Annotated in this window: 30 protein-coding genes, 3 pseudogenes and 1 riboswitch; of the genes and pseudogenes, 27 read left to right on the top strand and 6 right to left on the bottom strand. The window is 70.4% G+C overall.

Features of this window, described 5'->3' with window-relative positions:
- The first annotated feature begins 67 nt into the window (after window positions 1-67).
- From ACFP3V_RS01395 to ACFP3V_RS01370, 6 genes and pseudogenes are all read left to right on the top strand, one after another.
- On the top strand, window positions 68-457 hold the full coding sequence (locus ACFP3V_RS01395; RefSeq protein WP_380578731.1) for a pyridoxamine 5'-phosphate oxidase family protein: 390 nt from the start codon (window positions 68-70) through the stop codon (window positions 455-457).
- 102 nt (window positions 458-559) lie between these two features.
- Window positions 560-1,474: a universal stress protein gene (locus ACFP3V_RS01390; RefSeq protein WP_380578729.1), complete on the top strand. Its 915-nt coding sequence runs from the start codon at window positions 560-562 to the stop codon at window positions 1,472-1,474.
- Entirely contained in the window at window positions 1,474-2,442 is a 969-nt protein-coding gene (locus tag ACFP3V_RS01385; protein WP_380578727.1) for an ABC transporter ATP-binding protein, read from the top strand. The genes ACFP3V_RS01390 and ACFP3V_RS01385 overlap by 1 nt, the downstream gene beginning before the upstream one ends.
- On the top strand, window positions 2,439-3,260 hold the full coding sequence (locus tag ACFP3V_RS01380; RefSeq protein WP_380578725.1) for an ABC transporter permease subunit: 822 nt from the start codon (window positions 2,439-2,441) through the stop codon (window positions 3,258-3,260). The genes ACFP3V_RS01385 and ACFP3V_RS01380 overlap by 4 nt, the downstream gene beginning before the upstream one ends.
- A 124-nt stretch (window positions 3,261-3,384) precedes the next feature.
- Window positions 3,385-3,837 carry a response regulator gene (locus tag ACFP3V_RS01375; RefSeq protein ID WP_380578723.1) on the top strand — a complete coding sequence of 151 codons (453 nt, stop codon included), beginning with the start codon at window positions 3,385-3,387 and terminating at the stop codon, window positions 3,835-3,837.
- Window positions 3,723-4,259: pseudogene (locus ACFP3V_RS01370) on the top strand (LuxR C-terminal-related transcriptional regulator); the annotation flags it as partial. The gene ACFP3V_RS01375 and the pseudogene ACFP3V_RS01370, both read left to right, overlap by 115 nt.
- Before the next feature lie 107 nt (window positions 4,260-4,366).
- On the opposite strand, the gene ACFP3V_RS01365 reads toward ACFP3V_RS01370, so the two are convergent.
- The 3 genes from ACFP3V_RS01365 to ACFP3V_RS01355 all read right to left on the bottom strand — a co-directional run bounded on the left by ACFP3V_RS01365 (window position 4,367) and on the right by ACFP3V_RS01355 (window position 6,124).
- Window positions 4,367-5,050 (bottom strand): CBS domain-containing protein, encoded by a 684-nt coding sequence (locus tag ACFP3V_RS01365; protein WP_380578773.1) that lies wholly within the window; start codon window positions 5,048-5,050, stop codon window positions 4,367-4,369.
- A 53-nt stretch (window positions 5,051-5,103) separates the two neighbouring features.
- Window positions 5,104-5,556 carry a universal stress protein gene (locus ACFP3V_RS01360; RefSeq protein ID WP_380578721.1) on the bottom strand — a complete coding sequence of 151 codons (453 nt, stop codon included), beginning with the start codon at window positions 5,554-5,556 and terminating at the stop codon, window positions 5,104-5,106.
- A 217-nt stretch (window positions 5,557-5,773) separates the two neighbouring features.
- Entirely contained in the window at window positions 5,774-6,124 is a 351-nt protein-coding gene (locus tag ACFP3V_RS01355) for a hypothetical protein (RefSeq protein WP_380578719.1), read from the bottom strand.
- 242 nt (window positions 6,125-6,366) lie between these two features.
- On the opposite strand from ACFP3V_RS01355, the gene ACFP3V_RS01350 reads away from it, so the two are divergent.
- The 5 genes from ACFP3V_RS01350 to ACFP3V_RS01330 all read left to right on the top strand — a co-directional run bounded on the left by ACFP3V_RS01350 (window position 6,367) and on the right by ACFP3V_RS01330 (window position 9,799).
- The gene (locus tag ACFP3V_RS01350) at window positions 6,367-7,032 is read left to right on the top strand and encodes a CBS domain-containing protein (RefSeq protein ID WP_380578717.1); all 666 of its coding nucleotides are present in this window, start codon (window positions 6,367-6,369) and stop codon (window positions 7,030-7,032) included.
- Between the two features lie 223 nt (window positions 7,033-7,255).
- Window positions 7,256-7,459: a hypothetical protein gene (locus tag ACFP3V_RS01345; RefSeq protein WP_380578715.1), complete on the top strand. Its 204-nt coding sequence runs from the start codon at window positions 7,256-7,258 to the stop codon at window positions 7,457-7,459.
- A 5-nt stretch (window positions 7,460-7,464) separates the two neighbouring features.
- Window positions 7,465-7,815: an ArsR/SmtB family transcription factor gene (locus ACFP3V_RS01340; protein ID WP_380578713.1), complete on the top strand. Its 351-nt coding sequence runs from the start codon at window positions 7,465-7,467 to the stop codon at window positions 7,813-7,815.
- Between the two features lie 86 nt (window positions 7,816-7,901).
- On the top strand, window positions 7,902-9,551 hold the full coding sequence (locus ACFP3V_RS01335; RefSeq protein WP_380578711.1) for a SulP family inorganic anion transporter: 1,650 nt from the start codon (window positions 7,902-7,904) through the stop codon (window positions 9,549-9,551).
- An 83-nt stretch (window positions 9,552-9,634) separates the two neighbouring features.
- Entirely contained in the window at window positions 9,635-9,799 is a 165-nt protein-coding gene (locus tag ACFP3V_RS01330) for a DUF6126 family protein (RefSeq protein WP_380578709.1), read from the top strand.
- A 773-nt stretch (window positions 9,800-10,572) separates the two neighbouring features.
- Here ACFP3V_RS01330 and ACFP3V_RS01325 read toward each other — a convergent pair.
- Window positions 10,573-11,880: a DUF1254 domain-containing protein gene (locus ACFP3V_RS01325; RefSeq protein ID WP_380578707.1), complete on the bottom strand. Its 1,308-nt coding sequence runs from the start codon at window positions 11,878-11,880 to the stop codon at window positions 10,573-10,575.
- A gap of 287 nt (window positions 11,881-12,167) precedes the next feature.
- Window positions 12,168-12,332 (bottom strand): annotated as a pseudogene (locus ACFP3V_RS01320) (putative PEP-binding protein); the annotation flags it as partial.
- 155 nt (window positions 12,333-12,487) lie between these two features.
- Here ACFP3V_RS01320 and ACFP3V_RS01315 point away from each other — a divergent pair.
- The 11 genes and pseudogenes from ACFP3V_RS01315 to ACFP3V_RS01265 all read left to right on the top strand — a co-directional run bounded on the left by ACFP3V_RS01315 (window position 12,488) and on the right by ACFP3V_RS01265 (window position 19,981).
- Window positions 12,488-13,126, top strand: coding sequence for a Crp/Fnr family transcriptional regulator (locus ACFP3V_RS01315; RefSeq protein WP_380578705.1), 639 nt, complete (start codon window positions 12,488-12,490; stop codon window positions 13,124-13,126).
- 40 nt (window positions 13,127-13,166) lie between these two features.
- Window positions 13,167-13,502, top strand: a pseudogene (locus ACFP3V_RS01310) (alcohol dehydrogenase catalytic domain-containing protein); the annotation flags it as partial.
- Between the two features lie 349 nt (window positions 13,503-13,851).
- Complete coding sequence (locus ACFP3V_RS01305) at window positions 13,852-14,019, top strand: zinc-binding dehydrogenase (protein ID WP_380578703.1); 168 nt, start codon at window positions 13,852-13,854, stop codon at window positions 14,017-14,019.
- Between the two features lie 236 nt (window positions 14,020-14,255).
- Window positions 14,256-14,477 (top strand): putative quinol monooxygenase, encoded by a 222-nt coding sequence (locus ACFP3V_RS01300; protein WP_380578771.1) that lies wholly within the window; start codon window positions 14,256-14,258, stop codon window positions 14,475-14,477.
- Complete coding sequence (locus ACFP3V_RS01295) at window positions 14,414-14,557, top strand: hypothetical protein (RefSeq protein ID WP_380578701.1); 144 nt, start codon at window positions 14,414-14,416, stop codon at window positions 14,555-14,557. The genes ACFP3V_RS01300 and ACFP3V_RS01295 overlap by 64 nt, the downstream gene beginning before the upstream one ends.
- A gap of 409 nt (window positions 14,558-14,966) precedes the next feature.
- On the top strand, window positions 14,967-15,476 hold the full coding sequence (locus tag ACFP3V_RS01290; protein WP_380578699.1) for a hypothetical protein: 510 nt from the start codon (window positions 14,967-14,969) through the stop codon (window positions 15,474-15,476).
- Window positions 15,477-15,630: 154 nt separating this feature from the next.
- Window positions 15,631-15,761, top strand: a riboswitch (FMN riboswitch).
- A 255-nt stretch (window positions 15,762-16,016) separates the two neighbouring features.
- Window positions 16,017-16,658 (top strand): 3,4-dihydroxy-2-butanone-4-phosphate synthase, encoded by a 642-nt coding sequence (ribB, locus tag ACFP3V_RS01285; protein ID WP_380578697.1) that lies wholly within the window; start codon window positions 16,017-16,019, stop codon window positions 16,656-16,658.
- Between the two features lie 92 nt (window positions 16,659-16,750).
- Window positions 16,751-17,494, top strand: coding sequence for a class I SAM-dependent methyltransferase (locus ACFP3V_RS01280; protein WP_380578695.1), 744 nt, complete (start codon window positions 16,751-16,753; stop codon window positions 17,492-17,494).
- 137 nt (window positions 17,495-17,631) lie between these two features.
- Window positions 17,632-18,324 carry a ubiquinone/menaquinone biosynthesis methyltransferase gene (locus ACFP3V_RS01275; RefSeq protein WP_380578693.1) on the top strand — a complete coding sequence of 231 codons (693 nt, stop codon included), beginning with the start codon at window positions 17,632-17,634 and terminating at the stop codon, window positions 18,322-18,324.
- Window positions 18,325-18,443: 119 nt separating this feature from the next.
- Window positions 18,444-19,466: a hypothetical protein gene (locus ACFP3V_RS01270; protein WP_380578691.1), complete on the top strand. Its 1,023-nt coding sequence runs from the start codon at window positions 18,444-18,446 to the stop codon at window positions 19,464-19,466.
- On the top strand, window positions 19,454-19,981 hold the full coding sequence (locus ACFP3V_RS01265; RefSeq protein ID WP_380578689.1) for an SRPBCC family protein: 528 nt from the start codon (window positions 19,454-19,456) through the stop codon (window positions 19,979-19,981). Before ACFP3V_RS01270 ends, ACFP3V_RS01265 begins: the two co-directional genes overlap by 13 nt.
- Here the strand turns inward: ACFP3V_RS01265 and ACFP3V_RS01260 are convergent.
- A complete protein-coding gene (locus tag ACFP3V_RS01260; protein ID WP_380578687.1) occupies window positions 19,978-20,559 on the bottom strand; it encodes a TetR/AcrR family transcriptional regulator in 582 nt (193 codons plus the stop codon). The two genes, ACFP3V_RS01265 and ACFP3V_RS01260, sit on opposite strands and share 4 nt — an antisense overlap.
- A gap of 136 nt (window positions 20,560-20,695) precedes the next feature.
- Between ACFP3V_RS01260 and ACFP3V_RS01255 the strand changes: the two genes are divergently transcribed.
- The 5 genes from ACFP3V_RS01255 (at window position 20,696) to ACFP3V_RS01235 (ending at window position 24,874) form a co-directional block, all read left to right on the top strand.
- On the top strand, window positions 20,696-21,115 hold the full coding sequence (locus ACFP3V_RS01255) for a PaaI family thioesterase (protein ID WP_380578685.1): 420 nt from the start codon (window positions 20,696-20,698) through the stop codon (window positions 21,113-21,115).
- 95 nt (window positions 21,116-21,210) lie between these two features.
- Complete coding sequence (locus ACFP3V_RS01250; RefSeq protein WP_380578683.1) at window positions 21,211-22,230, top strand: hypothetical protein; 1,020 nt, start codon at window positions 21,211-21,213, stop codon at window positions 22,228-22,230.
- The gene (locus ACFP3V_RS01245; protein WP_380578681.1) at window positions 22,227-23,477 is read left to right on the top strand and encodes a sensor histidine kinase; all 1,251 of its coding nucleotides are present in this window, start codon (window positions 22,227-22,229) and stop codon (window positions 23,475-23,477) included. Before ACFP3V_RS01250 ends, ACFP3V_RS01245 begins: the two co-directional genes overlap by 4 nt.
- Complete coding sequence (locus ACFP3V_RS01240; protein ID WP_380578679.1) at window positions 23,474-24,127, top strand: response regulator transcription factor; 654 nt, start codon at window positions 23,474-23,476, stop codon at window positions 24,125-24,127. Before ACFP3V_RS01245 ends, ACFP3V_RS01240 begins: the two co-directional genes overlap by 4 nt.
- Window positions 24,128-24,238: 111 nt before the next feature.
- Window positions 24,239-24,874: a DUF2867 domain-containing protein gene (locus ACFP3V_RS01235; RefSeq protein ID WP_380578677.1), complete on the top strand. Its 636-nt coding sequence runs from the start codon at window positions 24,239-24,241 to the stop codon at window positions 24,872-24,874.
- The last annotated feature ends 94 nt before the right edge of the window (window positions 24,875-24,968 follow it).

Here is a 24,968-nt window from a genome sequence, read left to right as displayed (position 1 = left end):
CCGTTCGGCCGCGGCTCGGGTCTTCCGGCTCATGCAGGCAGCCAGCCGTGCAGGCGAGACTCGAGCCATGACCAGCACCCGAGAGCCGCTCACCGAGCGCGAATGCCTGCAACTGCTGGCCGGCGCCCGTGTCGGCCGGCTGGTCTACACGGCCGCGGCCCTGCCGGCCGTCCTGCCCATGCGTTTCTCCTTCGACCGCCCCGGCGGGTTCCTCCTGCTGCTTCCCGGCCCAGAGGATGTCGCCCACGCCGTCGACGGGACCATCGTTGCCTTCGAGGCGGGGGAGATCGACGCGTCGGACGGTAGCGGCTGGACGGTCACCGTCCTCGGCCAGGCCGTCGTCGAACCTATGTCCCCATCAGCCAGAGAACCGGCGCAACCGGGCGCGGATCTCCGCCTGCGAGCCGAGTGCGTCACCGGTCACCGCATCCTGCCTTCCCTCTTGGCATCCCCCTGAGAGCCAGGCGGAGCGAGGCGGCCCGCCCCGCGTCCATCCGGCCCGGACGGGCCGCCAACCAGGGCCTATCGGCCCTGTCACCACGGCGGCAGAAGCGGTGAAGTGGCCCTGCGAGAAGACAAGGCTCGGCCAACGCGCGTGGAAGGCGACGTGATGACTCAGGTTGTGGTGGCGGTGGACGGCTCACGAGCCGCCGAACAGGCAGTGACCTGGGCGGCGAACGAAGCTGTGTTGCGCGGGGCGGCCCTGCGCCTGGTGCACGCCTCACTGTGGGAACGCTATGAGGCGGGCACCGAGCACGACGCGAACGATTCGTCCGTCCGGGCACGCGACGCCGCACGGCAGATGCTCACCGACCAGGCCGACGCGGCCCGCGCAGCCCACCCTGGCCTGCACGTGACCACCGAGACCCTGGCCCAGGAGACGGTGCCGGCTCTGCTGGAGGCCGGACGCGAAGCCGCGCTTCTGGTGATGGGCATCCGCGGGCTCGGCGCGATGAAAGGCCTGATGCTCGGCTCGATCAGTCAGCGCGTGGCCGCACACGCACTGTTCCCCGTCGTCATCGTCCCCGAAGGCGCTTCCGGCTCCGCTGTCGGGCGCGTGGTGCTGGGCCTGGGCGCCCACCAGCCGCCAGGCGCCGCGGGCGAGTTCGCCGCCGCGGAGGCCGCCCTGCGGGGGGCGGAGTTGGATGTGGTCCACGCATGGGAACCGGACTGGGAGGTGGTCGGACTCTCGGCAGTGGGCGACTCCTCCAGCGCGCAGCACCGCGCAGAGGTTCTGGTCGCCGCGGTGACCTGCGGGCTTGACCTGGAGCAGACGGCTCCCGGGGTCAAAGTGCAGGGGCAGGCCGTGCCCGGCCCGGCCGCCGAGGCACTCGTCCGCGCCGGTGCGGACGCGGATCTGCTGGTCCTCGGCGTCCGCCGACGCCACGGCGGTCTCGGGCGCGTCGCGCACGCGGTCCTGCACCGCGCTTCCTGCCCCGTCGCCGTGGTCCCGCTCGCCGACGGGAGAGCCTGATGACCACTCAGGTCGTCCACCAGGCCCCGACCGAAGAGACCGCGGCCGTTGACGTCGAGGAACTGGACAAGACCTACGGGCGCAACGTCGGCGTCACCGGGCTCACCGTCCGGATCGAGCGCGGCGAGGTCTTCGGATTCCTCGGCCCCAACGGGGCCGGCAAGACCACCACGTTGCGCTGCCTGGTCGGCCTGCTGCGCCCGACCGGCGGCCGCCTGCGGGTGCTGGGCCTGGACCCCGTCTCCCAGCACCGCGCGCTCGCACCCCGGATCGGCTACCTGCCGGGCGAACTGCGCCTGTACCCGGAGCTCACCGGCACCGAGACGCTGCGGCTGCTCGGCGACCTGCAGGGCGCGCCGACCCCGCGCCGGGCCGAGCTGTGCGAGCGCCTGTCCCTGTCCGCGAGTGATCTGGCCAGGCCGGTGCGCGAGTACTCGCGCGGCATGAAGCAGAAGATCGGCCTGGTCCAGGCGTTCCAGCACGAGCCGGAACTGGTGATCCTCGACGAGCCCACCGAGGGGCTGGACCCCCTGGTCCAGGAGACCTTCTTCGCCCTGCTGGATGAGACCGCCAGGGCCGGGCGGACGGTGCTGCTCTCCAGCCATGTCCTGCCCGAGGTGCAGCGTGCCTGCCGTCGCGTGGCGATCATCGGCGCGGGCCGGCTGGTCACCGTCCAGGCGGTGGCCGCGCTGCGCGAGGCCCGCGCTCGTCGGGTACGCCTGGTCCTGGCCGACCGTGGCGGCGCCCGCCCGTTGGGCGCCGCCGACCAGTGGTCACCCAGTTGGCGGGGCGACGAGGTGACCCTGCTCGTCCCGCCCGATCAACTGGTGGGCGCACTGAGGGAGTTGCTGGCCGCGTTGCCGGTCGCCGACCTGTGCGTCGAGGAGGCCGGACTGGACGAGGCGTTCCTCGACCTCTACCGAGCCGGGGACGCCGGCCACGGCCAGCCTGCGGAGGTACAGCGGTGAGACGACACTTCCCCCTGCTCTGGCTGGCACTGCACCGCCGACGCCGCATGCTGGCCATGCTCGCTGCGGGCATGGTGCTCTTCGAAGCCCTCATCGTGGTCGTCGCCCGCACGGTGCCGCCCGCTCAGCTGTTCACCGGGACCATCGGCAAGACGCCCAGTGCCTTCAAGGCATTCTCGGGGTCCACCGGCGACGTCTCCCTGGCCAGTTACCCGGGCCTGCTCGGCGCCGGACTGGTCCACCCCTTCTGGATCGCCCTGCAGTTGACTGCCATCGGCTCCCTGGCCGCCGCGGCGGTGGCCGCCGATGTCGAGGCGGGGACCATCGAACTGCTGATGGTCCGTCCGATCAGCCGGGCCCGACTGATCGCCGAGCGCGCGGCCGCGGTCGTCCTGACCGTCCTGCTGCTCAACGCGGCGGCGACCGCCGCCGTCGCCGCGGGCGTGTGGCTGTCCCCGAGCCTGCACCAGGCCGTGCCGCTGCGCGGAGTCCTCCTCGCCGGCGTCCTCGGGTGCTGCTTCACCTGGTGCCTGCTCGGGCCCGCCCTCGCCATCTCCGCGGCCGGCCGCCGCCGTGCCCAAGTGATCGGCGCCACCATCGCGTTCGGCGCGGTCGGGTTCGCCGTCAACTTCGTGGCCATGGCGTGGAGCCCCGCCGCGCCCCTGCGCTTCCTGAGCCCGTTCCACTACTACACACCCGGTGACGCCCTCGCCCACGCCCACCTGCCGTGGGGACCGGTCGCGATCCTGCTGGGCGTCGGCGGCGCAGGACTGGCCGCGGCCTTCCCCCTGCTCGCCCGGCGCGATCTCGCCCCCTGACCCGACCCAGAGCTCACACGCCGCACCGACCGCCCTTCCGCTCGACGGGAGGGCGGTCGCCATTCCCACAGATAGGGCCCATCGGCCCTGGCACGGACGACGATCCACGGGCCATGCTGACCCCATGACTGATCAGCCCCATGCCGGCCCCGCCACGTCCACTGCCGCCCTGCGCCCCGTCCGGGTGTTCCTGCTCGACGACCACGAGGTGGTCCGCCGCGGGGTCCACGACCTGCTGGAGGCGGAAGACGGCATCGAGGTGGTCGGCGAAGCCTCAACCGCCGCCCAGGCCCTGGCCCGCGTCCCGGCGCTGCGCCCGGACGTCGCCGTGCTGGACGTGCGGCTGCCTGACGGCAACGGGATCAGTGTGTGCCGGGAGCTGCGGGACCAACTCCCGGAGCTGGCCTGCCTGATGCTCACCTCCTTCGACGACGAGGAGGCGCTGCTGGACGCGATCCTGGCCGGTGCGNGGCGCTGCGCCCGGACGTCGCCGTGCTGGACGTGCGGCTGCCTGACGGCAACGGGATCAGTGTGTGCCGGGAGCTGCGGGACCAACTCCCGGAGCTGGCCTGCCTGATGCTCACCTCCTTCGACGACGAGGAGGCGCTGCTGGACGCGATCCTGGCCGGTGCGGCCGGGTACGTGCTCAAGCAGATCCGCGGCACCGACCTCGTCTCGGCGGTCCGCACGGTGGCCGGCGGGCAGTCGATGCTGGACCCGGCCACCACCGCCCGGCTGATGGCCAGCCTGCGCCACCAGGACCAGCGGCCTGCGCAGAATCCGGAGGATGCCGCCCTGGAGGCACTGACGCCGCGGGAACGGGACATCCTGGCGCTGATCGGCGAAGGGAAGACCAACCGGCAGATCGGCCAGGAGCTCTACCTGGCGGAGAAGACGGTCAAGAACCACATCTCCCGGCTGCTGGCCAAGCTCGGCGTGGAACGCCGGGTGCAGGCAGCGGTGCTGGCCACCAGGCTGCACCCGACCCAGGAGCACTGAGCGCGCGCAGCAGCACAGGGCTGGACGTGACGTTCGAGGCGTTGACGCCCCTGGTGAAGGGGCGTCAGCGCCTCGAACGTCACGTCCAGCCCTGTGCCGTGAGCCTGTTACCGGCCGCCGACTGCGAGCTCATGCGCAGGAGTGTCGTCCGTGCGGTGGCTGAGCTGGTCGGTGACGGCGACCACCCCGTCCACCGCGCGGGACAGCCGCACCAGGGCCGCCTGCTCACTGCGCAGCTCCAGGGTCCCGCTGAGCGTGACCTGCCCGTCTCGGACGTCCACACGGACGGCTTGGGACGGCAGGCGCAGGGTGCGGACCATGAGGTCCTGCCTGATCTCCTCGCCGATGGCCCGGTCGCTGCGCAGGAACACCCGCAGCAGGTCGCTGCGGCTGATGATGCCGATCAGGCGGCCGGCCTCGTCCACGACCGGCAGTCGCTTCAACTGCTTGCCGTCCATCACCCGGGCCGCCTCCACGACGATCCACTCAGGCCGGGCGCACACAGCCGGGCTGGTCATCAGCTCTGCGGCCGTGGTGCCGTTACTGCGGGCCCGATCCTGCGGGTCCAGGTCCGCCGGCGGCAGCAGCCCGGCCGGATCCTCCCCAGCGGCCTGGTGCCGCATCAGGTCGGCCTCCGACACGATCCCGAGCGGCCGATCCTGCTCGTCCAGCACCGGCACCGCGGTGACGTCGTTGCGGGCCAGCAGGCGGGCGATCTCCTTGAACGGCGTGTCCGGTCGGGCACTGACCACTGCGGTGGTCATCAGCTCTCCGACAAGACGGTGACGCAGCGTCATCAAAGGTCCTTTCTGGTCGGCTTCTTCCCGAGAGGAAGGAGCAAGGGTCACTTCTCCTCGTGGCGCACGATCACGACGGGGCACGGTGCGTGCTGGGCGCAGTGCTGGCCGACCGACCCGAGCAGCGCCCCGGCGAAGCCGCCGTGCCCGCGGCTGCCGAGCACCAGCAGGTCCGCGCCGCGCGCGGCCTCGATCAGCACACGGGCCGGGTGCCCCTCGACCACCTGCTGGTGCACCTCCACGGGCAGCGCATCGTCCTGTGCCTGCTGCACCCGTTCGGCCAGCATCTTCGCCGTGACGGCGGCGAGTTCCCCTTCGGGAAGAGGCACGTAGTAGCCGACCCCATAGGCGATCGGCTGCTCCCAGCTCGCCACCGCGTCCACCGTCGCACCGCTCAGACGCGCCTGTGCGAGGGCCCACCGCAGCGCGTCCTGCGCGGACGCCGAGCCGTCCACCCCCACCACGATTCGCGAGGTCTGCTGCTTCGCCGGCTTGGCCATCTCCATGTCCCTTCAACTGTGGGCTTCCTGGTGCGGCACCAGCCTGCCCCGCCGCCGATTCGGCGCGGCAGGGCCGTCAGGACCCCAGGGACCGGGACCATCAGACCTGCCTGCCCAGTCCACGCGGGCCCGGGACACAGGACAGGCATCCAGGTCGCGGGGACACGCTGCCCTGGCCAGCCCAGCAGGCGATCATCGATGCGGAGCTGACGTCACGTCAGCTCTCCAGCACCGCCGAGGCGTCAGCCCGTGGGGACGCCGCGCCCTCGGGGCCGTAGCCGAGGCGGATCAGCATCTGCACGTAGCCGGGGCCGGTGCGCGGGTCGCGGAGCATCCAGCGCAGGTCCGGCCACTTGACGGCCTGGTGCAGTAGGGATGAGCGCACCCCGGTGGCCGTCGCCAGCAGCAGTACGCGCTCCATTGCCTGGCCGGCGCGCAGCCAGTCCGCGGGCCGGTCGCCGGGGCTGACCAGGACGGCCAGCTGCCTCCTCGGCAGTCGTGCGGCCCCCGCGCAGCCATACTCCGTCCGGTCGCAGCCCGCGGCGAGGGCCCAACGGCCCCGACTCATCCCGGCCACCCAGCTCCCTGGAGGTCCGTGGCTTCGATCCCCTTCGGCAGCGGCGGGATCGGCCTTCTCAGGGCATGCGTCGCGACATGCGTCGCGACATGCGTCGCGTCGCCGGCCGTCCGCCGATGAGGATCCAGCCGGTCGGTCCTGCTTCTTGGGCCGACCGGCCCCTGCAGGTGAACGCGGGAGCGTCGGAGACTGGGGCCAGCAACCGGAAAGCGGGGAGAAGCGGGGAGCGCGTCATGGACAGCATCGGAAGGCCGCACCTGGTCAGCGATGTGATGACTCGTGCCGTCGTCTCGGTCGGGCAGGAGACCGGCTTCCGGGACGTCGTCGTGCTGATGTCCCAGTGGAAGGTGAGTGCGGTGCCCGTGGTCGCCGGGGACGGCCGGGTGGTTGGCGTGGTCTCGGAGGCGGACCTACTGCCGAAGGAGGAGTTCCGCGACGCGGATCCCCCGCGGATCGAACAGCTGCGCAGACTGCAGGATCTGGCCAAAGCCGGTGCGGTGACCGCAGGGGACTTGATGACGGCCCCGGCCGTGACGGTTCACGCGGATGCCACGCTGGCCGAAGCCGCCCGGGTGATGGCGGTGCGGCGAGTGAAGCGGCTTCCCGTCGTGGATGCGGAAGGTGTTCTGGTGGGCGTGGTCAGCCGGGGCGACCTGTTGAAGGTCTTCCTGCGGCCCGACGAGGCGATTGCGCAGGAGGTCCGCCACGAGGTCCTGGATCGGCTCTTCGGCCGGGACGCCGCCTTGCTTGCGGTCAGTGTCGAGGAAGGCGTGGTGACGCTGTCCGGACGCCTTGCCGACACCGCTCAGGTGCCCATCGCCGCACGGCTGGTCCGCGCCGTCGAAGGGGTGGTGGACATCCGCTGGGCGCTCACGGGGCAGACGCTGCTGGCAGATTGAGCCCAGCCGGGCGGCTGACGGGCTTGCATCCACGACGTGGGGGAGAACCCGCGGCCACGTCCGAGCCCCCTGACCGAGGTAGCCACATATCAGTGAATTGAAGATTTCTTCAATTCATGGGATGGTGTCATTCGGTGGGTGTTGGCGGGATCGCTGCGCCTGCTCTTTGCAGGAGGCGGGAGTCTGTGCGGGCCCCTCGGATGAGTCACGTCAGGAGAATCGGTTGGACGAGTTCGCCGCGTCGCCGAGCACCCGCCTGCGGGCTGCGCGCGAGGCACTCGAGAACGCCAGCCAGGGCGTCGACCGTGGCGCCATGGCCGCGGCACTGGACGAACTCGGGGCCGCGCTGCTGGCTGCCCGCAACCGCGGAGGCGCGATTCCCCCCGCACGTCCCACTTCGGACGCGCCCAAGCCGCAGGGGAGTTGACAGACGTGCCGGTTCCGCTGTACCAGGCGAAGGCAGAGTTCTTCCGCATGCTCGGGCATCCGGTCCGCATCCGGGTGCTGGAGCTGCTTCAGGACGGGCCGATGCCCGTGCGCGACCTGCTCGCGCAGATCGACGTCGAGCGCTCGAACCTGTCCCAGCAATTGGCGGTGCTGCGCCGCTCAGGGATCGTCACCGCCAGCCGCGAGGCTGAAACCGTCGTCTATTCCTTGGCCGGAACGGACGTCGCGGACCTGATGCGTGCGGCCCGCCGCATCCTGACCGACCTGATTGCCCAGCAACAGGACCTGCTCAACGAACTCCGTGAAGCGGAGACCGGCGAGGTCAAGGCATCGTGACCAGCACCACCCGCAGTGCCTCGACGTTTGCTTCGCTCGGTGCGCGTGTGCGCGACGTCCTGCCGACCCGTCAGACCCTGGGGACCATGCGACGCTCCCCCCGCCGGGATCTGCTCGCGGGCCTGACGGTCGCCATCGTGGCACTGCCACTGGCGCTGGGCTTCGGGATCTCCTCAGGCGCTGGCGCGGAGGCCGGCCTGGTCACCGCCGTGGTGGCCGGAGCGCTGGCCGCGCTGTTCGGCGGCTCGAACTTCCAGGTGTCCGGACCGACCGGCGCGATGACCGTGGTGCTGGTCCCGATCATCCACCAGTACGGCTTCGACGGCGTGCTGACGGTGGGTCTGCTCGCCGGCGTGCTGCTCACCGTCCTCGCGCTGCTTCGCGCGGGACGGTGGATGGCCTATGTCCCCATCTCCGTCGTCGAGGGCTTCACTCTCGGCATCGCCGCCGTCATCGGCCTGCAGCAGGTGCCAAGCGCCCTGGGCGTGCCGAAGCCTTCGGGGGACAACCCGGCCATTGTCGCAGCGAAGGCCATCTCGGCCTGGGCCACACACCCCCACGGGACAGCGATCGCGCTCGCTCTCGGTGTCGTGGTGCTGATGCTGGTCGGGGCCAGGCTGCGGCCCGGGATCCCCTTCTCACTCCTCGCCGTAGTCGCGGCGACCGTCGCCACGGCAGCCGCGCCCCTGGACACCAAGACGATCGGTCACCTGCCGTCCGGGCTCCGCGCTCCGTCCCTGGGCTTCTTCGAGGCCGGACACGTCCCCGCCCTGCTGCCCTCCGCGCTCGCGGTCGCAGCCCTGGCGGCACTGGAGTCGCTGATGTCGGCCTCGGCCGCGGACGCGATGAGCGTTTCCGAACGACACGACTCCAACCGGGAGTTGTTCGGCCAGGGCCTGGCCAACCTGGCAGCCCCGCTCTTCGGGGGGGTCGCCGCCACCGGCGCCATCGCGCGCACCGCCGTCAACGTCCGCACCGGCGCCGCCTCCCGGCTCTCCTCCCTGGTCCACGCCGGCGTCCTGGCCGTCATCGTGTTCGCCGCCGCGCCGCTGGTCTCCGGCATCCCCCTCGCCGCGCTTGCGGGCGTACTCATCGCCACTGCGGTCCGCATGGTCGAAGTCGGCTCGCTCAAGGCGCTGGCCCGCTCGGGTCGCGGCGAAGCGCTGATTCTGGTCCTTACTGCCGTGGTGACCCTGGCCTCCACGCTCGTCAACGCCGTCATTGCCGGCATGGTTGTGGCAGGAGTGCTGGCGCTGCGTCAGATCGCCCGCGCGACGCGGCTGGAGCAGGTCCCGCTCCATGCTGACCTCCCTCCCGCCGATCATCACGAGGAGGAGCAGGCGCTGCTCGGTGAGCACATCGTGGCCTATCGCATCGACGGACCGCTGTTCTTTGCCGCCGCCCACCGCTTCCTGCTGGAGCTCTCGGAGGCTGCGGACGTGCGCGTGGTGATCCTGCGCATGTCACGGGTGTCGGCTTTGGACGCCTCCGGAGCCAAGGTGCTCGGCGACGCGATCGAAAAGCTTTCCCGGCGAGGGACGCTGGTACTGGTCTCCGGGGTCCGTGAGGACCACCTCAATCGCCTCGACGCCCTCGGTGCACTTGACCAGCTCCATGACGCCGGCCAGGTGTTCAACACCACCCCGGACGCCATCACCTACGCTCGCACGCATCTCCACAGCAACGGCCTCATCCCCGGGCCGCAGGCCGCAGAGCGCGTCGGAGCCGAGCGATGAGCACCGCCCGGCCCGCCTCGCGTGGCTCGGGTCGCGACGCGCGATCTTCCCTGCGACAAGGTGAACGGAAGGAAGCCCCATCCATGAGCGACACCCCCGCCGCGCCCCGCGCCGCCGATGAGGACGCCCACAACCGACGCGCCATCAGCAAGGGTGTCTGGGTCCGCGCCTTCATCTACGTCATCGGCCTTCACGTCTTCGGTGGCTTCATCATGCTCCTGTTCTTCATCGGCCAGCACCACCACTGAGCCCACTGCGCCGGCGTGCCACGGCACACTGGGCGAAGAGCAGCCGTCCAAGCGCCCTACGCCCTGCCTGCTCGGCTGACCCGCCGCCGTCAGCCGCCGTGCGCCGGGTCGTCTGGGTAGCGGCGGTGCGGGGCGGTGTCGTCAACGTCCCAGCGCAGCGCACAGGTCGCCTCGAGGGCGCCCTCGAGGCGGTGCATGCGTTCCCTCAGATCCAGGGCTTGGCTGCGGCACCGGACCCGGGCCTCGACGTGGAGGCGACCGTCGGCGAAGCCGACCCGCAAAGTGGCGGCGTCGACGCGAGGTCTCCGGTCAGGGTCACGAGCCGTGCCTCCTGGGCGAGTTCGTTGTAGCAACCGGGCCAGGTCGCACAGGAAGCCATGCCAACCAGCCGCCTCCTGGCGTCGACCACGGGCAGGTCGTCCACGCGGTTGCGCACGGCGACGAGGGCAGCGTCAGCAGCAGGCATCTGCGCCGGCCGGCACCGAGCGCACCGGCGCCGTCATCAACTCGACGGCGGGGACGCCGCTCGGTGGGCGCGGATGGGGCGCAGTGCCCGCTGCTCCAGCAGCGGGGCAGGGGCAGGCAGTGCTTGGACGCCGAGTCGTGCCAGCAGGTCGGACGCAGTCACCAGGCCCATCACATGGCGGTCGTGGTCCCCCGCGGGCAGGGCATGCAGCCGGTTGCGCCGCAGCGTCTCAGCGAGACAGCGGTCGCCTGGCTCGTTCGGTGCATCCAGCAGTGCGCCCGCCCGAGTCCACTGGGGAACGATCAAGTCACGCCTTGGCGACTGAGGGTGGGTTCCAGGTCCCGTCGAGGACTTCGGGGCGGGGTGCGTACAGGCGCATCGTGATGCCCAGCGGGCCGGCAGGGGCAGGCAGCCAGTTGGATTCCCGGTCCGGGCCGGGGTTGTACTGCGAGATGTAGAGGGTGAGCGAGCCGTCCTGTTCGTCGTAGGCCAGGTCGTCACGGTCACCGAGGGCGAAGCGGTTGATCTCGTTCGCGACCTGGTAACCCTCACCGTCGTACATGGTCACCGACCAGAAGGCGCCGGCGGGCGGCATCGCATCGGCCTCGAACCGCAAGAGGTAGTCGTGGCCGCCGTTGACGGGATCACCGTCGGCGTCGACGGCCAGGACCGGGTAGACGGCGTCCTCCGGCGGGTTGGCGCCGAGGCCACCAGCAGCGACGACGGCGCGCTTGAAGTAGCTGTTGCCGTAGACGCCCATGGTGTCGAGAGAGGTTCGCCACCCGTTGGCCGCTGTGCCGAAGCCGGCCATCGACCCGAGGATGTCGGCGAGGGCCTCCTGCGCGCCGGCCTCGATCTCGGCGAGGTCGGCCTCGGTGAAGCGGCCGGGGTCGAACTTCCGGCCCCGCACGATGCCCAGGTTCGCGATCCGGGCCAGCATGGAGAAGTCCGCCGCGTGCGGCGGGTTGGCCGCCAGCGCCTGGGAGGCCCAGGTGAAGAACTCGACCGCTCCGAACTTGTTCACCAGGGCGAGCGCATCCGCCGTGACGTCGATCTGGTCGTCAAGTTCGTATCCGCGCGGGGGCACGGCGTTCAGGGTGTAGCCGTCCTGGACTTCCCAGACGGCTTCGTAGTCGGCCAGGCCGTTGGTCTGTGTCCGCCCGATGATCCAGACGTAGGGCGTGGGTGCTCGCAGCAGCGTCACCCCGGCGGGGGCAGTGTCGTCGTGGTCGGGTCCTACGATCAGGTAGTCCTGGTCGCCGGTGCCGGTGGTGCGCTGGCCGATGGTGGCGAACACGTCGGTCCACATGTCCATCAGCGGGAGCATGTAGTACCTGTCGCCGGTGTCGCTTACGTGCAGTTCTACGGGGCCGCCGGTCAGGTCCAGCCAGGCGTTGGAGTACAGCGTGTCGAAGTTCGGCCGCACCACGGCCCGGAACTCTGCTGACGGGAACTCGCGCAGGTGGTGGAACTGGTTCGGCAGGCCATAGCCCGGCTTCTCTGCCGCCAAAGGTGAGCTGCACTGCCGGCGGGTGACGTCCATCATCACCAACGGGTAGAGGTAGGTGTACGCCTCGCGGGCCAAGGTCCGCGGATCAGCCGACAGCATGCTCATGCCGCACCTCCATGGCGTGACGATGTGTCCATCAGGAGCCACGTCCAGTCTGCCGTGTGGTGATCCACAATGGCCGAGCGACGCGCGAGCCAACCGCCGCCCGCTGCTTTGCGGCTGCACTCGAAAGGGACCCCGGCTGACCCATCTCGGGTCGGTGGCGCAGCGCCATCCACCACGCGACTGTGCCGCACGCCGTCGTGCCGCCGTGTGAGGACCCCGATGTGCGTAGCTGGCCGCAGCTGCGCACTTTTGCAGTGGATGTCCAGCTGCTCACGGCCCAGAGGGCGTCAGGCGACGGCTGTGCGGCCCGCCTCCGGACGGGCGACCGGGACACGCCAGGGGCGAGCAGGAGACGTGGTCCAGCCCGAAGCTGTCGAACGGACGGACTCCGGATCTCCGCCGTGCTCCCCGCAGACCCCCGTCTGCAGCCAGGGCCGGGTCTGCCTGACCTCCTGCGAAGTCGGACCGCTGCACGGGGAGCAGCCGGTTGAGCGCCGCGCGGCGCTCCGCTGTGTCCTGGACCAGATCGACGTCCTGCACGAGCAGGCGGCGTTCGCCCAGGAACATGTGCTAAGAAACTTCGGAGTTCTCCGCAGCCTGCGACCTCGTGCCGCCCCCCGACGGCCACGCCGCCGCCTTCACTCGCCTGGGGACGCCGCTGCAGGCGATCGGCGCGCACGAGCATCTGCTCCGGTTCCTGGGCCGGTGGGGGAAGATGCCCGCAGACCAGGCGAGGGCGGCATCGGCACTGTTCCGCCCCATGTCGCTGCCCAAGGGCGCGTTGCTCGCGCGGGCCGGTGAGCCGCCTCAGCATGTGGCATTCATCGTCCGCGGCCTGGTGCGGCTGTACTTCACGGGAGCGGACGGCCAGGAGTGGACCTACGACTTCCGGCACGAGGACCATTTCGTCTGCGCGCACAGCGCCGTACGGGATGCTGTTCCCGCCGCCATGTCCGCCCAGGCACTGGAGGCATGCCAACTGCTGGTGGCCTCCTGCCGGGCATTTTGGGATCTGTGCGATCGCAGCACCGTCTGGCGGGGGTTGAGCACCCGCCTGACCGAGGCGTCCTATCGCAGACAACTGGACCGCCAACGCGAACTGCTCATGGAGGACGCGGCCACCCGCTACCGGAACTTCCTCACCGGGCATCCCGCGATCGCGCGACGTTTGACGCAGCGTCAGATCGCTTCCTACATCGGCATCACGCCCGTGGCACTGAGCAGGCTGCGCTCGCGATTGATCTAGGTTAACGACACCGTCCCGTAGCCTTCCTAGCCTGGCCGCCATGACATCGATGCGCGCCATGGCCATCCAGCAGTTCGGGCCCCCCGAGAACCTGAAGCCGACCACCCTTGCGATGCCCCAGCCAGGCCCAGGTGAGGTTCTGATCAGAGTCACCGCCGCTGCCGTGAACCCCGCGGACATCGGCATGCGCGATGGCCGCTACCGCTGGCGTGAGCCCGTGCGCTTCCCTCTCGTCCCCGGCTACGACCTGGCCGGCACCGTGGAGGTCGACGCCCCGGGCTGGCCGGCCGGCACCGCCGTGATAGCAGTCACCGCCCACTCCCGCACCCAGACCGGCAGTTACGCCCAATTCGTCAGCCTCCCTGCCCACTTCCTGGCTCCCGCTCCGGCGGGACTTGACCCCGCTCACGCGGCAAGCCTTCCCCTGGCCGGCCTGACCGCCCTCCAAGCCCTGACGGTCCTGAACCTGACGGCAGGGCAGAGCCTGCTGGTCAACGGAGCGCACGGCGCGGTCGGCGGGTTCGCCGTTCAGCTCGCCGCCCGTGCCGGCGTCGAACTGCGGTCCGAAGGGCCGGTCGACGCAGCCTTGGACGTCGTGGGCGGATCGGCCGCGAAGGCGGCGTTCACCGCCGTGAAGGACCGCGGCCGGTACGCCACCGGTGGTCCCGCACTTCTGGGTACCCGGAGGCCAGTTCAGCCCTGCCAGAGGAATCGAGCCCGCTCTCGTGGTCGTCGAACCCGACGGCCGTCAGCTGACAGAACTGGCCCTCCTTGCGCAGAAGGGCGAACTGCGCACCCGCGTCGCGCAGCGCCTGCCCATGACGGCCGCGCCGGAAGCCCACCGCCGTCTCGTCCAAGGCGGTCTGCGTGGCAAGCTCGTCCTCATCCCATGAGCGCGCAGGCACCTTCAAGCGCAAGCGCCAGCGCCAGCCCGTCAGGCAGGAAGATCATCATTCTGGATCTGCAAGGGCGGCTACTGCCTGAACCACTGTGCCGCATCCCGCAACCTCGGACGCGCTCGTTCCCGAAGTACTGCAGGGGCCAGCAAGGTCCGCACGCCGGACCACCAGGACCCCTCGCATGGAAATGCGGGCGTCCCGGGGCCAAGGGTGTAGCTAGGCTGCGGCACATGTCCGAACAGGTACAGCTCCTCGTCGTGATCACCACCCTTCCGGGACACGGTGCCGAACAGGTCGCCGCCTTCGAGCAACTGGCACCGGTCGTGCGAGCAGAAGAGGGCTGTCTGCAGTACGACCTGCACCAAGTCCGTGACGGTCCGACCGCTTCGTGCTCATCGAGAAATGGACGTCGCGTGATCACCTCGCCGCGCACGACGCCACCGAGCACATGATCCGTGCCGACGCAGCCAACAGCGCATTCAGGGCGGCCCCAGCCCAGGTGATCCAGCTCGTGCCCGCACCGGTGGCTTGACCAGCGCGTCCCGCCGCCAAGGTCGACCAGTTCCTCGCCCGTCCTGCACGACGGTTCTAGCTCTGCTCCAGCCCGCCGCCTACATCCAGGCCCACACGGTCCCCGCCCTGCTCGCGGCTCGCCCGCAGCCCGCCGGACCTGCTAAGGACCGATACAACTTCACCCTCCACGCCGGGTTGGCCGCATCGAGCGCGAGACCCATCCTGCCATTCCACCTGCCTCGTGCGGCCCGGACGGGCAAGCCGAGGAGGCGACGACATCTACGCTCCTGGGATGTCTTTCGGGCGACGACCTTTCCTCCTGACGTCATCCTCGGATCAGGATGCCGACAGTCCATCCCCCGGGTGGGGGACGGCCGGGATCCGTAGGGAGGAGGCGCGCGCGACTGTTCTACGGTGATCATCGCGTCATGATCGAGGTTCCGAAATCTTGCGCGCCGCCTCCCCGTTGGGCGGTGTGGTCCGCGTACGCCGCAGCCCTCACCACGGTCCCGTCAGGAGTGTGGCGAATCGCGCTGGCTCTCGGCCTTCCGGTGGGTTACCCCGATGAGGTGCTCAGACACGACTTCGGCATTCCCGGTCGGGGCGTGGTGAGCCTGGTCGGGCTCAGCCTGGTCACCGAGGCGTTGGCCCTGCTGACCTTTGGTCTGGTCAGACCATGGGGAGAGGTGTTGCCCCGCTGGATTCCGCTCATCGGCGGTCGCCGTGTGCATCCGCTCGCGGCCGTGGTGCCGGCCGGCCTGGGTGCGGTGGCACTGACCTATCTTTGGAGCGGCTTCGTTTTCTGGTGGAGCGACGAGCACCACCCGGCGATATCTGGCCCCTGGCGCGACATCGTGGGCGCCTGCTACCAACCTCTCGTCTTGTGGGGCCCTTTGCTTGCCGCGGTGACCGTCTCCTACTACCGACGCCGCCGTTGAGCGCTGGCTTCGCCGGGAGCGTCCGGGGACGGGAGACGCGCCATCGGGAGCGGCGCCGCCGACCGACGCCCTCGGCCAGATCGCCGCCGGCGCCCAGGTGAGACGGAACACATAGGAACCACAAGGCCGTTGTGCCATGATCCGAATCGAGTGTTCGCGCGCTCCGGGGTCGGTGAAAGTCCGAGCCGGCGGTGAAAGTCCGCGACCCGGCCGAAGCCATCGGCTGGCTGACCTGGTGGAACTCCAGGACCGACGGTGATAGTCCGGATGGAAGGCAGTGCGCGGCGATTCGCCGGACGACCGGCGTTGGGTTACCGACGCCTTGGGGCGGGCCGGTGTTCGCTCTTCCCCCGGAACGGCGTCCACGCGCAAGGGGTGGGGCATCCTCTTTTCCCCTGCGCGCGGTTTGCCGTCCATCGGGGCAGGGCCGCGCCCCTGTGCGCGGCTTCCCTGTCCCGTGGCCGCGTTCTCTCGCAGACCAGTGCGGCCCACCCGGCGGTCAATGACCGCGGGGCGGGCCTGGATCGCAGGAGAGAGCAGATGACCACAGCACAACCCACCCGCACCGAGCGCCTGGAGAGCGTGGAGCGGGCGATCGAGGCCTTCCGCAGCGGTGGCTTCGTGATCGTCTTCGACGACGAGTCCAGGGAGAACGAAGGCGACCTCATGGTGGCCGCCGAGTTCACCGACGAGAGGGCCATCCGGTGCATGCTGGATCACACCTCGGGGGTGGTCTGCGCGGCGCTGCCCTATGAGCGTTGCGCGGAACTGCACCTGCCGCAGATGGCCGAGGACAATTCGGGGCTGCACGGCACGGCCTTCACCGTGTCGGTGGACCTGATCGCCCAGGGCACCACTGGAATTCCGGCGGACGAGCGCGCCCGCACGTTGCAGGCACTGGCCGATCCGCTTGCCCAGCCGGCGGACTTCGGTCGCCCGGGCCACATCTTCCCGGTCAGGGCGGCGGTCGGCGGAGTGCTCGAGCGCGACGGGCACACCGAGGCCGCCGTCGACCTCTCGCGCATGGCCGGGTTGTCCGGCGTGACCACCATGTGCGAGGTGGTGCGCCCGGACTGGGGCATGGCCCGCCTGGACGACCTGCGCGAGTTCGCTGACCGCGAGGGACTGCCCCTGCTCTCGGTGGGCGAGCTGGCTGCCTACCGCCGCGCGATCGAGTCCTGACCCTTCGGGGGGCTGCGCGCCGGGCCCTACCCGTGGCGCCCGGCGCGCGGCCCGCCCACCCCATGCCTGACCACCCTTGTAGGAGCGCGGACTTGAGTACTGAACTGCCTCTTTACGATACCCCGGACTTCTTCACCGCCTACCAGCGGATGCGCGCTGATGGCGACGGTCTCAACGAAGAACTGGAACAGCCCGCCCTGAGGGCCCTGCTCCCACAGGTCACCGGCCTCGACGTGCTGGACCTGGGCTGCGGCGACGGCGGGCAGGCCGAGTGGCTGGCGAGCGCCGGCGCTCGCTCCGTCCTGGGCGTGGACCCCTCCACCCGGATGCTGGCTCTCGCCCGGGGCCGTGCACATCCGTGCCTGCGGTACCTGCAGGCCACCGCCGAGGAGTTGACACTGCCTCAGGCCTCGCTGGACCTTGTGGTCAGCAGTCTGGCGCTGCACTACGTGCCCGACCTGCCCGCACTGCTGGCGCGGATCGCGCAGTGGCTGAGGCCCGGCGGGCATCTGGTGTACTCGGTGGAACACCCGGTGTGCACCGCACAGCAGCCCATGAACGGCTGGCTGGAGCGCCCGGAGGGAAAGGTGTGGCCCGTCACGGCCTACGGAGACGAATCGGCCCGCACCCAGCGCTGGTTCGACACCGACGTGACCAAGTACCACTACAAGCTGTCCACCCATGTCGGGGCGCTGTGTTCCGCCGGGCTCATCCTGCGTGCCCTGGACGAGCCCCAACCCGGCCCCGATGCACTGGTACGCCGCCCCGACCTTGCCGCACACCTGATCCGCCCGCCCTTGTTGCTGGTGGCCGCCCGCAAGCCCTGCTCCCCCTGACGGGGGAGGGGGATTGTCCCGGTGTTGGAGGAGGGCGCGCGGCGCGATCAGGCATCGTTTCGCGCAGGCCGGCTCCGTGTCCGACGGAGTCCCGCGGCCGATCGAGCGGCAGGTGAGCCATGGAGAGGGGCCGCAACGTGGCGAGAGCCAGTACGTCCCAGGTGCACGGGATCTTCGAGAAGATCGCCGGCTACTACGACCGGATGAACTTCCTGATGACCCTCGGCCGCCACGGGAGATGGTGCCGGGAGGTTGCCGACCGCGTCGCGCCGCCCAGGGGTGGGAAGCTTCTGGACCTGGCGACCGGGACAGGCGTGATCGCGCTGGAGGCGGCCCGCAGGTACCCCGCCGTCTCGGTGACGGGGCTCGACTTCTCCCAGGAGATGCTGCGCCGGGCCCGATCCAAGCCCGGGGCGGACGCGGTGCGCTGGCAGCACGCGAACGCGACCTGCCTGCCGTTCGCCGACGCGTCCTTCGACGCGATCACCGAGGGGTATCTCCTCAGGAACGTCGAGGACCTGGATCGGGTGCTGCGCGAACAGCATCGGGTCCTCAAGCCCGGCGGTCGCCTGGTGATCCTCGAGACGTGCCCGCCGAGCGGTCCAGTGAAGCCGTTGATGGCCTGGGGCATCCGCGTCCTCGTACCCGCCGTGGGGCAGCTCGTGGCGTGCGATCGCTCGTCCTACGCCTACCTCGAGTCGAGCACACGCCACTTCCACTCACCGCAGAGCCTTGCCGAGGTCCTGCGCCGGACCGGATTCCAGGACATCGGCTGGCACAAGAAGTTCTTCGGCACGAACGTCATCATGTGGGCCGCCAAAGCGCCCTGACGTCGGACGGGCGCGCCCCAGCCACGCTCGCGTCACCGGGATCGGCTCCCCCGCGCGGGGGACCCGATTCGACTGCGCGAAGGAGGCTGCGGGTCTGCTGCCTTGACGATGCTCTTCGCATGACACAACTGGACTCCACCCACGGGGTGGCTGATTGCGATCGGCCGGGCCGGGCGCGGATGGCGATCTGCTGGGCCGTACTCGTGTTCACGATCCCCTATCTGCTGTTGAAGGTTCTGTGGGTCTGTGGCCTCGACGTCGGAGTGCATGGCTCGGTCATGCGGGGCGGCACGATGACCGGCGTCAACCTGGCCACCATCGGCATGGACGTGATCGCGGCGACCGTCTCGGTGGGGCTGGTGCGGCCCTGGGGCCGACGAGTGCCGGCCTGGCTGCTGATCTTTCCGATGTGGGTCGCCACCGGCTTCCTCGCCCCGATCGTCATCGGGGCCCCGACCGCCTCACTCGCAGGCGCCGTGTTCGACAGCGGCACCACGGGCCAGGCCCGAGGGGCCCACGCGCCCGACGACATCGCACCGTGGGTTTTCGCCATGGTCTACACCGGCTTCATCCTGCAGGGGTTGGGCCTGGCCGCGGGTTTCGTCCTGCACGCACGCGGGCGCTGGGGGCACATACTGCGGTGGCGGCTTCGGGAGCTTCCGATCGGCCCGCTCGCGGGCGTGCAGCGCACCATGGCGGCGGGGGTCGGCGCCTTCACCCTCATCCCCTCCCTGGTGAATCTCTACTGGGCGGCCGGCGGCCACGGCGGTCTCTACGACGACGGGAACGCCGCCACACGCCTGGTGATGCACGGGGTGTTCGCCCTGCTACCGCTGGTCGGCGTAGCCGGGATGCTGATCCTGACCCGGCACCGTGACAGCGGACCGGCGCGTCGGCCGCTGGTTGCCGCCTGGATCGGAACCGCCTCGTCGTTCTCATGGGGCCTTTGGTGGGTGGCGTCCGGCCTGGTCCAGAGCACCCTCGCAGGTGACCACGACATGCGTCCGCTCATCGCCGTCGGCTGCATGATGATGCTCGCCGGGGCAGTCCTGGCCACCGTGCTGGCGCTGGTTGTGGCCCAGACCGAGACGCAGCGGACGGGGAGCGGCAGCGCGCCGAAGGAGGCTCCGTGCCAGTGCTGAACATCCACGAACGCCGCATCCCGGCAACGCCGGAACAGGTCGGCGCCTTGCTCGACGCCCTGGCGGGCGAAGGCGACCCGCTGTGGCCGTACCCGGAATGGCCCAGGATGCGACTGGACGCGGGCCTGTGCGTCGGCTCGCGGGGCGGCCACGGCCCCATCGGCTACACCGTAGCGTCGTACGTACCTGGTCAGTGGGTGCGGTTCGGCTTCGTCGCCCCGCGCGGCTTCGACGGGTTCCACGAGTTCACCGTCCTACCCGAAGGGTCGGGCGGCACCGTGCTTCGTCACGTCCTCGCGATGCGGCTGCACGGCTTCGCCCGGCTGTCGTGGCCGCTGGCCTTCCGCTGGTTGCACGACGCCCTGCTCGAAGAATGCCTGGACCGGGCGGCGCTTGCCCTGGAACCGGCGAACGGCCGCCGCACGAAACGGACGCCCTACGTGCGCCTGCTGCGCCGCCTTGCTGTTAGGGGAGCGGGTCGCAACGGTGGCGTGATCGGCCAGGGCTGGCGCTAGGCGAGCAGATCCAACGCGCAGCGCTCGGCGAGGTCCTCTGCGTGCGGAGGCAGAGGGCTCCCCGCACGCAGGTATCTGCGCACGACCGCCAGGGGCAGTTCGATGACGGCCAGCACGACCTTGTCGGTTCCCAGTTCAGTGGCCGCCCCCACGCGTGCGGCGAGCCGCGCCACCGCTGCCTTCGCCCGCTGGTTGCCGCGGTCGGCACGTTGCGTGAACTCCATCGGCCACTCGTCTCGGCCGAAGGACTGCGGTCCGTGCAGCAACACTGCAGCCTCCTGCGGGTTGCTCCGGCTCCACGCGACCACGTGTCGCGCGCCCGCGGCCCCCGCCCGGCGCGGATCCGGATCGCCGTCCAGAGCACTGAGGAAGCCGTCCTGGAAGCGCTCGACGGTGCGCAGCCACAACTCGGCGAGAAGGATCACACGCTGCGGAAAGCGGTGGTAGATCGAACCGTTGGGGACGCCGCTGCTTCTGGCAATCGCGGACATGGTCACGGCTGCCGGACCCGAAGCCGCCGCGAGCTGCACGGCAGTGTCCAGCAGAAGCGTCTCGTCGTAACGGGGTGGTCGTGCCATGAAATAGAGAGTACCCTCCATAACGTTTTGGAGCCATCAGTCCAAAACGACCCATGGGGTCATCCGACCCCGAATGCCCGTACGGCCAAGCCAGTTCGGCATTCGACAACATCCAACAAAGAGGTCCGTCCACCCGATGACAGCACTCCTGCCCGATGTTCACCTCGCCCGAAAAGTCCTCGCTGACCAGCCGTTCAGCGCACTGGTCGGCGCGCGCCTGGAAGTGTTCGAGCCCGGACGCGCCGTCCTGGCCCTCGACATCCACCAAGGGCTCACGCAGCAGAACGGCTTCGTCCACGGAGGTGTGCTGGCCTACGCCGCAGACAACGCGATCACCTTCGCGGCCGGCACCGTGTTGGGACCCGCAGTGCTCACCAGCGGCATGACGATCAGCTATGTGCGCCCTGCACTAGGCGCCACGCTGGAAGCCGACGCGACTGTGGTCTCCGGCGGGCGGCGCCAGGCGGTCTGCCGCTGCGACCTCCTCGCCGTCGGCGACGACGGGGCGCGGACACTCTGCGCGGTGGCGCAGGGTTCGGTGCTCACCACGGGGTGAGGCACATGAGGAGCAGAGCAACGGCGTCCGCATGGGGGGTATGGATCGGCGGCCGGATGGACGTCCCGCTCCAAGCAGCCGATCAGGCTCAAGCCATGAACCACACGCCTCTCGAACCGGCCTCCGCCGCCACTGCACCTGCCCCGCCCGCCCATCCGGACGCGCGCCGCGGGGACCTGCGCCGTCGCCTCGGCCGCGCCGCGATCGTCGCCTGCCTTCCGTACCTGACCCTCAAGTTGCTCTGGGTGCTCGGCGTCGACGTCGGCGTGGTCGACCGGCACCGGCTCAGCCACGGACTGTGGGTCGCCGTCAACCTGGCAACCTTCGCGATGGACGCCGTCGCCGCCCTGGTCGCTTACCGGCTCACCAAGCCCGGCGACTCCCGGGTGCGCACCTGGCTCATCGCCCTGCCGATGTGGGTGGCCTCCGGGCTGCTGTCCGTCATCACGATCTCCGTGCCGCTCGGGTTGGCAGGCGTGCCGTTCGGCACGCCCAGCCCCTTCCGGGAGGTCGGTTTCCTCCAACCGTGGGTCTACGCCGTCGTCTACGGAGGCTTCATCGTCGAAGGGGTCGTTCTGTCGGGCGCCTTCGCGATGTACGTCCGAGACCGCCACGCACGGGTCGTGGACGAGCCAGTTGCCGCGCTCGCCCCCCGACTTCCGGGTGGCCCGCGCAGATCGGCGCTGGCAGCAGCCGGGCTGATGGCCGCGACTGGCTTGGTGCGGCTCGCCTGGTCGTTCGGCGCGGACTTCGGGCTGACCGCCGAGCGCATCGCCGCGATGGACAGCTCCGCCCGCATCACCGATGGCGTCCAGGCCGTCCTCGCGCTGGCCGCGGCCATCGGCATGACGACCCTCGTCCGCGGTCGCTCCAGGGTCCCGGCATGGTGGCCGCTCGCGGTGGCATGGGTGGGCAGTGCGGCCGCGTTCGGCTGGGGCGGGGGCACGGGCGACCTCGGCGCGTTCGCCCTCGACGCCCGGCACCCTGTCTCGGCCTACATGGTCGCCCAATACGTCGTGGAGACAGCCGCAGGGCTCATCGCGCTCGCGGTCGGTTGGCGGGGCCTGGCCGCCGCGGCCGCCACCGGCTCCCTGGACCCGGCGGACAACCCATGAACCGCCGCGGCGTGCGTGCTCTCCTCTCCGGTCGTGCGGGGCTGCGCTGGATGCACCTGCTCCTCGGGGCCGGACTGTTGATGCCGTTTCAGCTGCTCACGACCACCACGGTCGACGCCAGCGGCCTCGCCTCCTCCAGTCGGTTTGCCCTCGAGCCCCAGCTGCTCGCCCTCGCCCTTGACCTGCCACTCGTCGCCGCGGTCGGCCTGCTGCCAGTCACCCGCTCCCTTGAAGGGGCCATGGCCCGCACCCTGTGCGGCGCCACCGGCGAAGTCCTGGCCTCGCCCGCGCACACCTGGTCCGCCCGGCGCCGCACATCCGCCTGGTTCACGCTGCACACGCTGCTCGGCGGGCTCACCGGCGCGGTGACCCTGGCCATGCCGCCCGCCGGTGCACTGCTGCTCCTGCTGCCCTTGGTCGAGCGCTCCGGCCGGGAGCCGGCCTGGGCACATCGGCTCGTGCCACACCTATGGGCGGCGCCGACCCTGGGGTTGTGCCTGCTCGCCCTGCCTGTGTTGGTCAGCCACGCCGCGGGCGGGTGGCTCACCCGTCTCGCTCCGCGTCTCCTCGGCCCGACCTTGGCCGACCGGCTCGCCGACGCCCAGCAGCGAGCCAATGCGATGGCACAATGCAACCGTGTGGCCCGTGAATTGCACGACTCCGTCGGTCACGCGCTGAGCGTCGTCAGCCTCCAGGCAGCCGCCGCCGGACGACTGTTGCGCGCCGACCCGGCCTTCGCGACCGCCGCTCTGAGCGCCATCGAGCAGACTGCCCACGACGCGGTCGCCGAGCTCGACCGCGTGCTCGGGCTGCTGCGGGACGGAAAGCACCGGACGCCACCGCCCACGCTGGACGACCTGCCCGCGCTGCTGGACCGAACCCGTGCCGCCGGAGCCTCCGTGGACTGCGACGACGACCGGACCGGCTCCGCAATGCCGTCGGGACCCTTGTCCCAGGAGGCCTACCGCATCGTTCAGGAAGGCCTTGGCAACGCCCTGAAGCACGCACAGGGCGCCCCTATCCAGATCCGGCTGACCAGCAGGGAAGACTCTTTGGAGATCACCGTGGCGAACCCACTGAGGCCGCGCGAGCGCTCGGGCGCCGCCCCTAGCCGGGCTGGCGGCGGCAACGGCCTGACCGGCATGCGCGAGCGGGTACGGCTGCTGCGCGGCACCCTCTATGCCGGCCCCGACGACTCGGGCCAGTGGCGGCTCACCGCCTGCCTGCCGCTGGGGAGCAACCGGTGAAGACCCGCGTCCTCATCGTCGACGACGAGCATCTGATCCGCTCCGCCTACCGCGCGATTCTCCACGCGGAGCCTGATCTCCAGGTCGTCGGCGAGGCGGCCGACGGCCTCGAGGCAACCGAACTAGCCACGCAGTTGCACCCCGACGTGGTGATGATGGACGTCCGCCTGCCGCGCCTGTCGGGCATCGACGCAACAGCCCACCTGGTACGTACCATGCCCAACGCCCCCCACATCCTGGTCGTCACGACCTTCGAAAACGACGAGTACGTCTACGCGGCACTGCGAGCAGGCGCCCAGGGCTTCCTGCTCAAGCGCTCCCGCGCCGACACACTCGTGCACGCGGTGCGCCTGGTGGCCCGCGGGGACTCACTTCTGTTTCCCACCGCAGTCCGGGAACTCGCCCTCCGGCACGCACCGATCGCCCCCGACCGTTCACGGATCGACCGGCTGACCGCACGGGAGCGCGACGTACTCCGACTGATGACCGCAGGGCTGACCAATGCCCAGATCGCAGACCGCGCCCAAGTCGGTGCAGAGACCGTCAAGACCCATGTGACCCGGATCCTTGGAAAGCTCGAGGTGCGAGACCGCACGCAGGCCGTCATCGCCGCCTACGAGAGCGGCTTCGTCACCGCAGGCCACCGTTGAGGGCGACGCTGCGCAGTCCGGTCGGGCGGTTCGTGCCCCGCCCACGTCGGGCGAGGTAGTCCCGGCGATCTTCCGCACAATCCACGCGACCACAGGACGAAGGAGCAATCCATGGCACGACTCACCCCTGCCGCCTTCACCCAGCAGCCCTGGCGCATCCACGAGATCGCTGGGGACTTCGCGGTTGAAGACGTGTGGGCCTTCCGTGCGCCAGGAGCCGGGTCTGACGACTTCCAGGCGATGGTCAACGCCATCAGAGCCGCCGGGGGGATCAACAACCAACCTGCCCTGGGGAGGCTGCTGTTCGCCGTGCGCTGGAAGCTGGGCGCCCTCCTGGGCTGGGACGATCCCGCTGAGGGCGTCGGCTCCCGGGTGATGTCGCTGCGCGACCGTCTGCCTGAGGACCTGCGCGACGCCCCCCGAGGCTGGGACGACGACGCGATGCCGCTCAAGGCCGTCTACGAGCTCCACGACGAATCGGCTCGGGAACTGGCGAACAGGACCGTGCACACAGTGATGCACCTCGGCTGGGTCCGGGGCGACGCGGACGACCACGAGCTGTGGATGACGGTCCTCGTCAAGGCCAACGGTCGTTTCGGGCGGTTGTACATGGCCCTGATCGCGCCCTTCCGGCATCTGCTCATCTACCCCGCCCTGACCCGGCGCTGGGAGCAGGCCTGGCGCGACCGCGTGAAGTCCGGCCCTGCGCCGACTACTTGGTCCCGGCGCACGGGAAAGGCTGGATGAACTGACTCTGATGCGTGACCCTGGATCGCTTGATCAAAATCCCGGGTGAGACGTCGTCAATGCGTCCCGCGTGGTGATGGGGGTGGGGCCGCCT

The organism is Streptacidiphilus monticola (assembly GCF_042658505.1).
GTDB classification, from domain to species: domain Bacteria; phylum Actinomycetota; class Actinomycetes; order Streptomycetales; family Streptomycetaceae; genus Streptacidiphilus; species Streptacidiphilus monticola.
Note: the sequence above shows the minus strand (reverse complement) of the source record. Positions and strands in the feature narration are given on the sequence as shown.

Coding starts and splice junctions, on each gene's coding strand:
- ACFP3V_RS01395 (WP_380578731.1), top strand. CDS start 68: ATGACCAGCACCCGAGAGCCGCTCACCGAGCGCGAATGCCTGCAACTG.
- ACFP3V_RS01385 (WP_380578727.1), top strand. CDS start 1,474: ATGACCACTCAGGTCGTCCACCAGGCCCCGACCGAAGAGACCGCGGCC.
- ACFP3V_RS01360 (WP_380578721.1), bottom strand. CDS start 5,556: ATGGCCAAGCCGGCGAAGCAGCAGACCTCGCGAATCGTGGTGGGGGTG.
- ACFP3V_RS01355 (WP_380578719.1), bottom strand. CDS start 6,124: ATGAGTCGGGGCCGTTGGGCCCTCGCCGCGGGCTGCGACCGGACGGAG.
- ACFP3V_RS01350 (WP_380578717.1), top strand. CDS start 6,367: ATGGACAGCATCGGAAGGCCGCACCTGGTCAGCGATGTGATGACTCGT.
- ACFP3V_RS01335 (WP_380578711.1), top strand. CDS start 7,902: ATGCGACGCTCCCCCCGCCGGGATCTGCTCGCGGGCCTGACGGTCGCC.
- ACFP3V_RS01330 (WP_380578709.1), top strand. CDS start 9,635: ATGAGCGACACCCCCGCCGCGCCCCGCGCCGCCGATGAGGACGCCCAC.
- ACFP3V_RS01325 (WP_380578707.1), bottom strand. CDS start 11,880: ATGAGCATGCTGTCGGCTGATCCGCGGACCTTGGCCCGCGAGGCGTAC.
- ACFP3V_RS01300 (WP_380578771.1), top strand. CDS start 14,256: ATGTCCGAACAGGTACAGCTCCTCGTCGTGATCACCACCCTTCCGGGA.
- ACFP3V_RS01290 (WP_380578699.1), top strand. CDS start 14,967: ATGATCGAGGTTCCGAAATCTTGCGCGCCGCCTCCCCGTTGGGCGGTG.
- ribB (WP_380578697.1), top strand. CDS start 16,017: ATGACCACAGCACAACCCACCCGCACCGAGCGCCTGGAGAGCGTGGAG.
- ACFP3V_RS01270 (WP_380578691.1), top strand. CDS start 18,444: ATGACACAACTGGACTCCACCCACGGGGTGGCTGATTGCGATCGGCCG.
- ACFP3V_RS01260 (WP_380578687.1), bottom strand. CDS start 20,559: ATGGCACGACCACCCCGTTACGACGAGACGCTTCTGCTGGACACTGCC.
- ACFP3V_RS01255 (WP_380578685.1), top strand. CDS start 20,696: ATGACAGCACTCCTGCCCGATGTTCACCTCGCCCGAAAAGTCCTCGCT.
- ACFP3V_RS01250 (WP_380578683.1), top strand. CDS start 21,211: ATGAACCACACGCCTCTCGAACCGGCCTCCGCCGCCACTGCACCTGCC.
- ACFP3V_RS01245 (WP_380578681.1), top strand. CDS start 22,227: ATGAACCGCCGCGGCGTGCGTGCTCTCCTCTCCGGTCGTGCGGGGCTG.
- ACFP3V_RS01235 (WP_380578677.1), top strand. CDS start 24,239: ATGGCACGACTCACCCCTGCCGCCTTCACCCAGCAGCCCTGGCGCATC.